This is a genomic window from Deltaproteobacteria bacterium, from assembly GCA_020845775.1.
Lineage (GTDB): Bacteria > Bdellovibrionota_C > UBA2361 > SZUA-149 > JADLFC01 > JADLFC01.
Map to the genome: position 1 here is coordinate 1 of JADLFC010000120.1, position 11,596 is coordinate 11,596.

An 11,596-nucleotide genomic window follows, 5' to 3' on the forward strand; every position below is an offset into this window, starting at 1 on the left:
AAATAGCGCAAATGTCTATTGAACTCATCTACAAATAGTCTGAGTGCTGGATATAGGCATTCGGGTATTTCGCAAGAATTACTCACTATTAATTTCTCGACTTTTTTCTTATGTTTCTTTAGAAAGTTCTTGAGAGAATGCTTAAGTGCAGCGATTGATTGAAAAAAAGTCACTGGGGATCTTGGGAAATAGTCAAGTGTTTGGTATATGACTTCGCATATAATGTTCTCTTTTCGTAATAGAAATTTTAGTCGGAGGCTCCTCATGAATGGAATAAGCAAGTTGCGTGCGTTAACTCTTATAGGCATCATTTGCGTGCTTCTTAGCGGTTGCGTGGTGGTTGATGACGGCACTGTGGGTATTAGCAAGAGCTTTGGTAAAATAAACAAAGACGCGCTGGTCGCTGGTGTTTACGCCAATGTCCCGCTTTTTAGAGAGGTTGAAGTTTGGAATATCAAGACGCAGCGGCTTACTACGAGAATTGAAATTCCCTCAAGCGAAGGTTTAATAGTAGGGCTTGAAGTTTCCTTGCTTTTTCGCCCCACGAGGGTGATTGATTTAAGGACACAAGTTGGATCAACTTATATTACAACGCGTTTAGAGCCAGCGCTTATTAATAGTTTTAGAGAGGCTATCGGTAAGGAGCGCATTGAATCGCTTATTAAGAAGCAGGAAATGCTCACAACACAAGTTAGAGAAAGTCTCATAAAGGCTATGTCGGAGCAGGGAATTCAGATCGAGGAATTGCTAGTTACCAATTTAGCTTTACCGCCGAATTTTAGGAGCGCAATAGAACGAAAGTTAGAGTCCGAGCAAAAAGCTCTTCAGAAAGAGTTTGAGCTCCAACAGGCAAAAAAAGATGCTGAAATAGAAGTTGTTCGCGCCGAGGGTGCTGCCCAGGCGCAACAAATCGTGCGCTCGACGCTTTCGCTTGAATATCTAAACTACTTATGGATAAAAAACCTTAGCGAGAATCCCAATGTAATTTATGTTGCCACTGAGGCCAACATGCCACTTTTTAGGTCAACGCCTCAAGGGTCAGTCGCCGCGCAAGGGCAAGCCGCATCAGGCGCGAAATAGAGGGCGAATGATATGTCAAGCTATTGCTTGACATATCAAGCAATCCTAAGCTAAATATCACTCCCGCGGCCGATTCGGGTCGCCTTAACAAGAGATTGTAGATATGGGAGTGTTTTAAGCATGAAGAGATTAAGCAAAATAGCCACTGGTGTGGTTTTTCTAGCCGCGCTCTTGGATTCCACTGGAGCATTGGCAGCAGATAAAAATGTTCTTGAGGAAATTGAAGTATTAAAGCGCCGTTTGTCGGAGCTTGAGAGCGAGCAGAAGGAAAGCGATGAGAAGACCGAAACTCTTGCCGAGGAAGTTGAGCGATCGAAACTGAGCAAGGTTCTTCCCGAACGAAAGGAGCTGAAAAGCGAATTTGGCCTTGGCCCTGCCGCGTCTGGAGTTTATCAGCTCAAGCAGGGGCTTTCACTTGGCGGATATGGCGAGGCGACCTACCGCAACTTTGTTAGCGATGCTAATGGGAAAAAAGATCAAGCCGATATGCTCAGGCTGGTTGGTTACGCTGGTTATAAGTTTAACGACTGGCTGGTGTTTAATTCGGAAGTGGAGGTGGAACATGGGACGACCTCAGGAATCGGCGACAGTTCGGGAGATAAAGAAGGAGAGGTATCGGTAGAGTTTGCTTATCTCGACTTTCTTCTCGATGAAGCCTTCAACTTGCGCACTGGTATGGTCTTAATCCCCATGGGCTTTCTCAACGAAATTCATGAGCCACCATTTTTTCATGGTGTGAGGAGAGCTGAATTAGAGCAGAGCATAATACCTAGCACGTGGAGAGAAATGGGTGCTGGAGCTTTTGGAACTATTGGCAGTGAACTTGACTATAGAACCTATGTGGTAAATGGTTTGCGCGCCAGCCGCTTTAGCGACAGTGGCGTTAGAGATGGTCGTCAGAAAGGAAATCAGGCGCTAGCTGAGGATTTTGCTTGGACTGGGCGTCTAGATTATAGACCCGCGGCCTTAGCTGGATTCATGGTAGGCGGTTCTGCGTGGTTGGGACATTCTGGGCAGGACGAGGAATTTGCAGGGGAGACGCCTGATGTCTTTACGTCGATTTGGGAGGCTCATGCACAATATCGCTATCGCCAGCTAGAGCTTAGAGGCATATTTGCTCAGAGCGACATAGATGACGTAGATGTGCTAAGCTTAGAAGTAGACAAGGCCATAGCTGGCAAACAGCGTGGATGGTACGTAGAGGCTGCCTATGATGTGTTGCCACATATAGTTGAAGGAACAACGCAATATCTAGCGCCTTTTGTTCGATTTGAGGATTTGGGTTTGCAGGAAGATGTGGCTGAGGGGTTTGCGAAGAATAAGTCGCTCGATCGGCAGTTAGTAGCAGTTGGTTTATCATATAAGCCAGTTACCAATGCTGTGATTAAGCTCGATTATCGCAACTTTTCTTCCGAGGGAGATAAAGATCCCGCCGATGAACTGGCGCTTGGAGTGGGATATGCCTTTTAGGGGATTTTGCAAGCAGTGCGCGGCTCGGTTGGTAGGCCGCGCACTGCTTGTTTCAATTGCCGTTATTCTTGCCCCAGATGCTTCAAGTGAGGTCTTTTATGCCAAGGACGAGGCTTTGGAGCTAGCTTTCCCCGAAGCTGACAATGTCGAGATGAAAACCTTTATTTTGACTGAGGACGAACTTGCACGGGCGGAGAAGATGGCAAAGGTTAAAATTGATTCAAAGCTCATCACCTTTTATGAGGGCATAAAAGACGGACAACTTCTTGGATATGCCTGTATAGATACGCATGTAGTTCGCACCTTGCCAGAAACTTTTATGGTGGTAATGAACCCAGAAGGCGAGGTTGAGCGAGTTACGGTGCTTGCTTTTCACGAGCCGCAGGAACATCTTCCATCTGCTAGATGGTATGAGCAGTTTAGAGGTGAGCGCCTTTCACCGGAACTTTGGCCGGGGAGGAAAATTGCTGGGATATTGGGTTCGACCTTAAGTGTGCGAGCTATCACCTCAGGTGTTCGCAAGGTCTTAGCCATTTTCCAGATTGCAGTTATTGAGAAGAAAACCAGGGAGTAACTTATGAGATCCATCGTTACCGGTGAATGGACATCTAACAGTTTACTTCGACTGATAGTTTGCTTTTTTCTTTTTTACATCCTCTTATTTTGGGGGACAAACTGGTTATTATTTTTTCAGAAGATGGGCCTAAGCTATACTTCGGTGGTTGGGTATTACCTAGGGTCGGAAGAGCGATTTTTGCAGCCAAGGACTTATCACGGGCTTCTCGAGATGGCTCATATTCACTTGTTTGCTATGGGAGTGCTCATGCTAACGCTTACTCATTTGCTGCTCTTTGTCCCTTTTAGCGGTAGAGTGAAGGCATTGCTTATCACCGTTAGTTTTAGCAGCGCATTGTCAAATGAGGCATCTGGATGGCTCATTAGGTTTATTCATCCATGTTTTGCTTATCTAAAAATAATTAGTTTTTTATGCCTACAGTTTTCCTTGGCGCTTATGATTGGTTTGGCTTTCTATGCCCTTGTCTCGCGAAGCCCCAGCGACTATTTAAGTAATGGCTCCCCCAAGAGGAAGGCCAATGCATAGGCGCGCGGTTTGCAAGGGAATTATTTCGTTGGCTGGTGTCGTGCTTACTCCTCTTGGCGCGTTTGCCAAAGTGCAAGAGGCAAAAAGGCAGTTTCGCGAGGTTCGCCATGCTATGGGAACTTTGTTAGACATAGCGATTTGCCATAATAGCGCCAAGGCTGCGCGAGAATTTTTCGATGCGGCCTTTAGTTTGGTGGCTCGTTTGGAGCTACTGTTAAGCAATTTTTATTCAGAAAGCGAAATTAGTAGGCTTAATAGTTTGAGCGGAAAGGAATCCCTCAGGATTTCAAAAGAAACAGAAGAGCTTCTAGTTATTGGAAAGCGATTTTTTTTGCTTACCGATCGCGCATTTGATATTTCGGTGCGGCCCCTTATAGAGCTTTGGCGAAGAGGTGCGGTTAATCAGTTCCTCCCAGACGAAAAGGAAATACAGCGAGTAAAGTCATTAGTTGGATGCGACTGTTTAGAAATGGATGGAGATGGAAGGGCCTTACTTGCCGAGCGAGGTGCTTCTATCGAAACTGGTGGAATTGGCAAGGGCTTGGCGGTAGATCGCATCGCATCGTTGTTCAAGCGTTTTGACATCGAATCTGCGTTTGTGAATTTCGGCCACAGCACTATATATGCCCATGGAGTGCCAAGCATGTCAGAAAATTGGGAAGTGCTACTACAATTTCCTGGTGCTGCTCCCATAGGCACGCTAGCGGTTAGGGACTGTGCGCTTTCTGCTTCTTCATCTTTTGGACAATCGTTTAGCATTGGACAAAAGCAATACGGACACATTTTCGATCCGCTTACAGGATTGCCGTTTAGTAGCAAACGCGAGATAGCCCTAACAACGCGTTCGGCGGTGGATGCGGAAATTCTTAGCACCTACCTGGTTATTCGCCCAGGCTTTTTGGGCGATAATTTGCAAAGTCTGCCGCCGTTTAAGATTTGCCATGTAGCCTAGGTAGTGTTTGTCAAAAAGGTTTGTTATATTATTTCAGCTTTTTTTCTGGTATACCAAGACTTCTTTTATTTAATAATTAAGTTAAGTTGTTTAAAAAAATATGAACGATACGAAAGTCATCTATACCATGATGCGGGTCAATAAGACCTATCCGCCCAAGAGGCAAGTTATAAAGGACATTTCTTTGTCCTATTTCTATGGGGCAAAAATTGGGGTGCTTGGTTTAAACGGTTCTGGCAAGAGCACGCTCTTAAGGATTATGGCGGGAGTAGAGAAGGATTTTGAGGGAAGCGCGCATCTTTCTGATGGCTATAGCGTAGGCTACTTAGAACAGGAGCCAGCTCTTGATGACAAATTAACCGTAGGTGAAGTCGTTAGGCAGGGAGCGCATGAGACGGTAAAGCTACTCGCTCAGTTTGAGGCACTTAGCGCCAAGTTTGAAACTGACCTTTCAGCCGAGGAGATGGAAAAGGTTTGCGAGAAACAAGCTAAGCTAATGGAGCAGCTTGAGGCAATAGATGCCTGGAATTTAGACGATAAGTTAAATTTTGCGATGGAGGCTTTGCGCTGCCCGCCGGCCGAACGGCTTGTAAGCACGCTTTCCGGAGGGGAGCGCCGCCGCGTGGCACTTTGTAGGCTCTTAATTCAAGAACCCGATATTTTGCTGCTAGATGAGCCAACAAACCACCTCGATGCGGAATCGGTTAGATGGTTAGAGGCGCACTTAAGAGACTATAAGGGAACCATTATTGCAGTAACCCACGATAGATATTTTCTCGATAATGTTGCCGGCTGGATTTTAGAACTAGACCGTGGCCACGGCATCCCCTACAAGGGAAACTACTCTTCGTGGCTGGAACAAAAGCAGATTCGACTGGCGCAAGAAAAGAAAGCAGAAGATAAGCGAATTAAGCTTTTGGAGCGCGAGCTTGAGTGGATTCGCATGTCGCCCAAGGCGCGGCATGCCAAGGGAAAAGCGCGCATTAACTCATACGATAAGCTGCTTTCTGAGGAAAGTGAAAAGCTCCGCGATGACTTACAGCTATCTTTTCCCAAGGGCCCCAGACTGGGCGAGATCGTCATCAATGCTAAGGGCGTTTCCAAGGCCTACGGAGATAAGCTGCTTTTTGGAGACTTAAACTTTGTACTTCCGCCGGGAGGAATTGTCGGGGTAATCGGTCCCAATGGAGCGGGAAAGACCACACTTTTTAAGTTAATATGCGGGCAGGAAAAGCCCGATAGCGGCGAGTTCGTCGTAGGGGAGACGGTTAAGCTTGGGTACATGGAACAATCTAGGGCCGCACTGGATCCCGAAAAAAACGTATGGGATGTAATCTCAGGTGGTGCGGAAAATATTAAGCTTGGAGCTAAGGAAATAAACTCTAGGGCATTTGTTGCGCGCTTTAATTTTGAAGGTTCGGATCAGCAAAAAAAGATAGGTGACCTTTCAGGAGGCGAGCGCAATCGCGTCCAGCTTGCCCTTCTTTTTCAGCAGAATGCCAATGTCATTTTACTGGACGAGCCTACTAACGATTTAGATGTAAATACTTTAAGGGCTCTTGAGGAGGCGCTTGAGAACTTTCCGGGCTGTGCCGTGGTTATTAGTCACGACCGATGGTTCCTCGATCGCGTCGCTACTCACATATTGGCTTTTGAGGGCGATAGTACAGTGTGTTGGTTTGATGGAAATTTTAGCGAATATGAGGAAGATAGGAGAAAGCGCCTCGGCAAGGAAGCTGATGTGCCGCATAGAATTCGGTATGCCAGCATTAAGCGCTAAAATTTTGCAGGCTTGTTCTTAGCTATAACTGCGTTTCCCTTAAAGTAAGTCGCTTTATCGCTAAACTAGTCAGAAGCTCGTCGGGAAGGCCTGTGCTTTTTAGGCGAAAATCGAGATCGCTAATAATTTTTAGCGAGTTTACTAGTTCTGCAAAGGAAAAGGCGCTTAAGTTTGCTTGAATGTTACGCATAAACCAGGGGTTTGAGAGTGTTTGGCAAATGCTAAGATGTTTCGTCTCATTTTCCTTTATGGCAATGAGAGTTCTAAAGGCGCGACTTAAAAAGGCGGATATCTGTAATGGATGCAGGCCCTGGTTCATGAGAGCGTGAGTTAAGTCAATGCTTGCGGTAAGGTGTTTTTTGGCAATTTGCGTAATTAGTTCAAAACTTGTGCGCTCTGGTCCCTGTAGCAAGGATTCCTCCACCATAGCAAGGCTAATAGTCTCTTTTTTATCCAAAGAAAGCGATAACTTTTCTAGTTCATGGGAAATGATCCACAAATCATTTCCATAGCATTGACTAATCAGTAAAGCCGCATCGGGGGCGATGCCAAAAGTCTCGTTATGTCTAAGGGCCTCTTTTGTTATCCAGTCGATTAAACGCTGCCCCTTTAGTTCGCTAAATTCCACTAAAGTGCCCGAAGCTTTGCTCAGATAGTAAGGGAGAGGTGTTTTTTGATTAAGCGATGCGGTGACAACAACGACAAAAGTTGAAGTTAAGCGCTTTAGAATTGCTTCAGCTAGCGGCTTGGCAATATTAGCTTTAATTTGTTCTGCATTAGAAATGACAATTATGTCTTCGTCGCAAAACAGCGAGGGGCTTCTTAGAGATTCGATTAGCGGCTCGACGTTTTTATTAGAGGTAATTTGCTCGGCAGAGATTCTTTGAACCTGAGAATCGTTGCCAAAAAGCTTAGTGCAGATCCAATCAGTTAGGCGTTTGATGCGCAAATCTTCTCCGCCTAGAAATATTAATGGCGAAACGATACCGGCATTTTCCAGCCGCTTTAGAGCACTTGAGTCGGAGAGATTTTGGGTGGATTTTAGAAGCGAGAGAAATTTATCGCTAGATATTTTTTTTGCGCAATTAGTAACTTGGGGAGCGGGATTCATAATGCCAAATATTTGCCCAGGGACGGAATTGAACCGCCGACACGCGGATTTTCAGTCCGCTGCTCTACCGACTGAGCTACCTGGGCGCCGTAGAATCAGAGTCTAATCTCACTTTTTATGTCATCAGTCAAATGCCCTATAAAGAGTTGTGCCACTGGCATTTAATTACGAGTAATATTATCCAATTTTAGGCTTTAAATAACTATAGGATAGCGTCCCTAGCAGCGCGCCGATTAGTGTAAACGCTGCCATGAACTCTCCTGCCCCAATTTGCGCAAAAATAGGGCCAGGGCAGGAACCCGTGATGATCCAGCCCATGCCAAACAGCAATCCTCCGATTATGTTTCCTCGGTGGAATTTTTTTGGGCTTATTACTATGTCCTGATGGTTTATCGTTCTTACCTTGAATTTCTTTATAAGGAATACCGATAGCATGCCCACAGCAACAGCAGAGCAAATTACTAAGTACATATGTGCTTCTTCAAAGTGAAACATTTTTTGAATGCGAAACCAGGAAGCGACATCGGACTTAATGAGCAAGATGCCAAAATAGATTCCCATTATTATAAATTTTATCTGGCTCATAACGCGACTCCTGCAATCTGAAAAATGCCAAGCATGAGAAATCCTCCGAGAAAGAAGCAAATGACCGCTACGAGACTTGAGGGTTGTAAATCGGAAAGACCCATAATGGCATGACCGGAAGTGCAGCCACCTGCATATCGCGCGCCAAAACCAACCAAAAAGCCACCAAGTAGGAGCTTAATAGCGCCCGAGACTGAGTGGTAATGCGGAGGCAATAGACTTGGTGCTGAGCTACTTAAAAAGGCGCTAGCGAGAAACGACCCTATGACAATTCCCAAAACGAACATGATATTCCAAATTTCTGCTTTCCAATTATATCGCAGAAATTCAATTCTCGTGTTGGGCAATGCCATCGCGCAAAAATGCCTTAGAGAACTAGAGATGCCAAACATTTTACCCCCTCCAATTAGCAATAACGAAACCGTTAAGCCAATTAGCGGGCCAGATATGTACCAGGGCCAAGTGTTAAATAGGTAGTTCATAGGATAACCCCAAATACTTTCGTGCGTTTAGTTAAATTATGGGTCGACTTTTTTTGTAAAAACATATTTATTTATACTATGATGTGCTTGTTGGAAAACACATCCAAGGCTGTCAAGCCTTTTATCTCTCAGAGTATAAAGGCGTTTTTAGCGATCGCGAGCATATTTAATTGAAAAACAGTAGTTTCTCAAAGAGTTATTTATTATTCGCCCATAAGTTTGGAGCAAATTCGTGAGGCAAGAAAAATGCAAACTAAGCGGCAATGAGTTTTGCATCACTGATGCAGAAGAGACCTATTGTCGCGAGCAATCTATTCCTTTACCCACTACTTGTCCAACCGAACGACTGCGAAATATGCTCATTTTTCGCAACCGCATGCATTTATATCATGCTAGATGTAACTACACTAACACCCCTATGCTATCTGGTATCGCTCCGGAAAGTGGGTTTAATGTTTACGACGTGGATATCTGGGAATCGGACAAATGGGATGCGCTTAGCTATGGGCGCAATTACGATTTTAATAGGCCGTTTTTTGAGCAATATTACGAGTTGCTCCGCGAAGTTCCACTGCCTAATTTGGCGGTAAACCGCTCCACTATGGAGAACAGCGACTATACACAGGGGATAACTAGCGCCAAGAACTGTTACCTCCTCTTCGCATCCACGGCAAATGAAAATTGTATGTTCTCTAAGACATTATTGAGATGCCGCGATGTTCTTAACTCTATTTTTGTAGCTGACTCAGAATTAATTTACGAGTGTGAGGATATTCAGAATGGATACAATCTTAAATTTTCAAAGCACTGCGCGAATTGTCGCGACTCTGCGTTTTTGCTTAATTGCGTAGGTTGCCAGAATTGCCATGGCTGCACCAACCTACATCACAAGCAGTATTGCTTATATAACCAGCAGCTCACTAAGGATGATTACTGTAGACGGGTTGCGAAGATAGATCTGGGTAGCTACCGTGTTCTAACTGACGAACACCATGAGTTCGAGAGACTTAGCGAGCGAAGCTTTTACAAATACTATTTTGGCAAAAACAACGAAAACTCGAGCGGTAACTACCTAAACAACACTAAGAATTGTTTAGCATGCTATCTCACTAGCAATTCCCAAGATTTAGAGCACTCTATTTTTATAGATAATGCCAGGGCCTCGTTCTTTTTTGCTTTCTGGGGCAACGGCTCAGAGCTCATTTATAACTCTGTTAGCTGCGGCGATAACTCCTATAACCTTAAGTTTTGTGCGGATTGCTGGACTGGAACGCATGACCTAGAATACTGTTGTGTTGTGCGATACAACTCAAACAATTGTTTCGGCTGTGTTGGACTTAAGAGAAATGCCTACTGCATCTTGAATAAGCAGTATTCAAAAAAAGATTATTTCGACATGGTTGTTCGCATTAAGAATCACATGCGGGCAACAGGCGAATACGGCTTGTTCTTCCCGCATGGCCTTTCGCCATATTATTACAATCATAGCGAGGCGCAGGAATTTTTCCCGCTTGTAGCAGAGACTGCTATTTCTCGGGGCTTTCGTTGGAATGTCGACAAAGCGGACGAAAGGCCGGCCAGCGCAGAGTTGCCAGATCATATTATAGATACAAGAGACAGCATTCTCGACGAGACGTTGAAATGTCGGATCAGTGGCAAGCTCTATCGCGTGGTTAAGCAAGAGCTTGAGTTTCACAGAAAGCATAAGCTTGCATTACCGCGAGTTGCACCCATGGTTAGGCTACAGCAGCGCGCTAGTTTCTTTAACCTCGATTCGTTAGTTCCTAGGTCTTGCGACAAGTGCGGAGCTGCAATCGAGACAATCTACGACCAAAGGAATAATAAGAGGATTTACTGCGAGTCCTGCTACTACGACGCCATGTTCTAAGGCTCTTTTGGATTGATTACAAACTCAAGACCGATATTACCTTCTTGTTCTAGCTGACACCACAATTGCTCCCAGTCGTTATCAGCGATCATCGAACCTCCTCAAAACTTGCTGTGATCGTTTAGCGTTGGTAGCTAGGTTGTCCCGTTGTAAAAAGTGGCTGCGGTATCGAGTAATCTCGAGAATTTCCGGTGACGTTTCCAGCAAACACGGCGAAATAAGCATTGTTGAGCTTAACAATGTATCAACCTCGGAATCGGCGTCTGTCGCCCTAAAAATTAACGACGAGGCGGGCATTAGCGCTACAAATACAAGCTTAGGCGTTCCTCCCTTAGGGACGTTTCACTACATCGCCTCAACTCTAGTCCCGCTAGAGTCCCTTGCAGCATCAGAGGTTGAAGGTGGGTCAAGCTATATTAGTGCATCTTCACTTTTCTATAAGCTTAATACGCTAGGCGGTCTAGAGTATGCCTATGCAGCACCGTTGGTGATGTCGCCAGGTACCGATCAGTTCTCTGAGTTTAACAGTTTTATTCAGCACGTTGCAGAATTTGAAGCTTACAATTCCTCGCCTCAGACAATTCTTTGGAATATTGGGGTGCTAGACTATGCAGGAGCTGAAGTATGTAGCGACAAGGGGAATAAACTTGATCCTGGCCAATCCAAAAGATTCCAGCTCCCCACTCCACCAAATACCTACGGGACGGTGCTTGTACAAAGTGACCGAAATGGCCTCATAACAAGAACCTACGTTAGACGTCCCGATGTTTATACACTCACTTTTCGCGGGGTTACTTCGCCTTCATCTCTTCACTTTGATCAGTTTACAGCAACCACAACATGCGTTGCGACAACCACCACAACCACTTCTACAACAACTACAACAGCTGCCACAACTACCACGTCCACAACTAGCACCACGATCCTACCTCCACCAACCGACCGATGTGAGCAGTGCGATTTACGAGGATGCTGTTCAAGCCATGGTGGCGTTGCGCACTGCCCTGGTGACGGGAGTGTTCATTGTGCTGATGGTTTCGTTAGCGGATGTAAATGCTTTCCTCTATAGAATGCTAAATCCAGTAAGCGTCCGTTCCTGCTTGAATGAGGCTCTTAAATCGTGCTGGGGTGATTCAAAAAAACATT

Annotated in this window: 11 protein-coding genes and 1 tRNA gene; 8 read left to right on the forward strand and 4 right to left on the reverse strand. The window is 45.2% G+C overall.

Annotation, left to right across the window (positions count from 1 at the left end):
* The first annotated feature begins 264 nt into the window (after positions 1-264).
* The 6 genes from IT291_07880 to ettA all read left to right on the forward strand — a co-directional run bounded on the left by IT291_07880 (position 265) and on the right by ettA (position 6,384).
* Positions 265-1,080, forward strand: a complete 816-nt coding sequence (locus IT291_07880; protein MCC6221142.1) for a prohibitin family protein — start codon at positions 265-267, stop codon at positions 1,078-1,080.
* Between the two features lie 120 nt (positions 1,081-1,200).
* On the forward strand, positions 1,201-2,550 hold the full coding sequence (locus IT291_07885; protein MCC6221143.1) for a hypothetical protein: 1,350 nt from the start codon (positions 1,201-1,203) through the stop codon (positions 2,548-2,550).
* Positions 2,540-3,124, forward strand: coding sequence for an FMN-binding protein (locus IT291_07890; protein MCC6221144.1), 585 nt, complete (start codon positions 2,540-2,542; stop codon positions 3,122-3,124). The genes IT291_07885 and IT291_07890 overlap by 11 nt, the downstream gene beginning before the upstream one ends.
* Positions 3,125-3,127: 3 nt before the next feature.
* Entirely contained in the window at positions 3,128-3,652 is a 525-nt protein-coding gene (locus IT291_07895) for a hypothetical protein (GenBank protein ID MCC6221145.1), read from the forward strand.
* The gene (locus IT291_07900) at positions 3,645-4,604 is read left to right on the forward strand and encodes an FAD:protein FMN transferase (protein MCC6221146.1); all 960 of its coding nucleotides are present in this window, start codon (positions 3,645-3,647) and stop codon (positions 4,602-4,604) included. Before IT291_07895 ends, IT291_07900 begins: the two co-directional genes overlap by 8 nt.
* 100 nt (positions 4,605-4,704) lie before the next feature.
* A complete protein-coding gene (gene ettA / locus IT291_07905; GenBank protein ID MCC6221147.1) occupies positions 4,705-6,384 on the forward strand; it encodes an energy-dependent translational throttle protein EttA in 1,680 nt (559 codons plus the stop codon).
* A 22-nt stretch (positions 6,385-6,406) separates the two neighbouring features.
* On the opposite strand, the gene holA is transcribed toward ettA, so the two are convergent.
* From holA to IT291_07925, 4 genes are all read right to left on the reverse strand, one after another.
* The gene (holA, locus tag IT291_07910; protein MCC6221148.1) at positions 6,407-7,495 is read right to left on the reverse strand and encodes a DNA polymerase III subunit delta; all 1,089 of its coding nucleotides are present in this window, start codon (positions 7,493-7,495) and stop codon (positions 6,407-6,409) included.
* Between the two features lie 13 nt (positions 7,496-7,508).
* A tRNA-Phe gene (locus IT291_07915) sits at positions 7,509-7,581 on the reverse strand.
* A 91-nt stretch (positions 7,582-7,672) separates the two neighbouring features.
* The gene (locus IT291_07920; GenBank protein MCC6221149.1) at positions 7,673-8,080 is read right to left on the reverse strand and encodes a YeeE/YedE family protein; all 408 of its coding nucleotides are present in this window, start codon (positions 8,078-8,080) and stop codon (positions 7,673-7,675) included.
* Positions 8,077-8,562, reverse strand: a complete 486-nt coding sequence (locus IT291_07925) for a YeeE/YedE family protein (protein ID MCC6221150.1) — start codon at positions 8,560-8,562, stop codon at positions 8,077-8,079. The genes IT291_07920 and IT291_07925 overlap by 4 nt, the downstream gene beginning before the upstream one ends.
* Before the next feature lie 232 nt (positions 8,563-8,794).
* Here IT291_07925 and IT291_07930 point away from each other — a divergent pair, with 232 nt between their 5' ends.
* Together IT291_07930 and IT291_07935 are read left to right on the forward strand one after the other, a co-directional pair.
* On the forward strand, positions 8,795-10,450 hold the full coding sequence (locus tag IT291_07930) for a hypothetical protein (GenBank protein MCC6221151.1): 1,656 nt from the start codon (positions 8,795-8,797) through the stop codon (positions 10,448-10,450).
* A gap of 139 nt (positions 10,451-10,589) precedes the next feature.
* A complete protein-coding gene (locus IT291_07935) occupies positions 10,590-11,519 on the forward strand; it encodes a hypothetical protein (GenBank protein MCC6221152.1) in 930 nt (309 codons plus the stop codon).
* The last annotated feature ends 77 nt before the right edge of the window (positions 11,520-11,596 follow it).

Coding starts and splice junctions, on each gene's coding strand:
- ettA (MCC6221147.1), top strand. CDS start 4,705: ATGAACGATACGAAAGTCATCTATACCATGATGCGGGTCAATAAGACC.
- IT291_07880 (MCC6221142.1), top strand. CDS start 265: ATGAATGGAATAAGCAAGTTGCGTGCGTTAACTCTTATAGGCATCATT.
- holA (MCC6221148.1), bottom strand. CDS start 7,495: ATGAATCCCGCTCCCCAAGTTACTAATTGCGCAAAAAAAATATCTAGC.
- IT291_07885 (MCC6221143.1), top strand. CDS start 1,201: ATGAAGAGATTAAGCAAAATAGCCACTGGTGTGGTTTTTCTAGCCGCG.
- IT291_07925 (MCC6221150.1), bottom strand. CDS start 8,562: ATGAACTACCTATTTAACACTTGGCCCTGGTACATATCTGGCCCGCTA.
- IT291_07895 (MCC6221145.1), top strand. CDS start 3,128: ATGAGATCCATCGTTACCGGTGAATGGACATCTAACAGTTTACTTCGA.
- IT291_07890 (MCC6221144.1), top strand. CDS start 2,540: ATGCCTTTTAGGGGATTTTGCAAGCAGTGCGCGGCTCGGTTGGTAGGC.
- IT291_07900 (MCC6221146.1), top strand. CDS start 3,645: ATGCATAGGCGCGCGGTTTGCAAGGGAATTATTTCGTTGGCTGGTGTC.
- IT291_07920 (MCC6221149.1), bottom strand. CDS start 8,080: ATGAGCCAGATAAAATTTATAATAATGGGAATCTATTTTGGCATCTTG.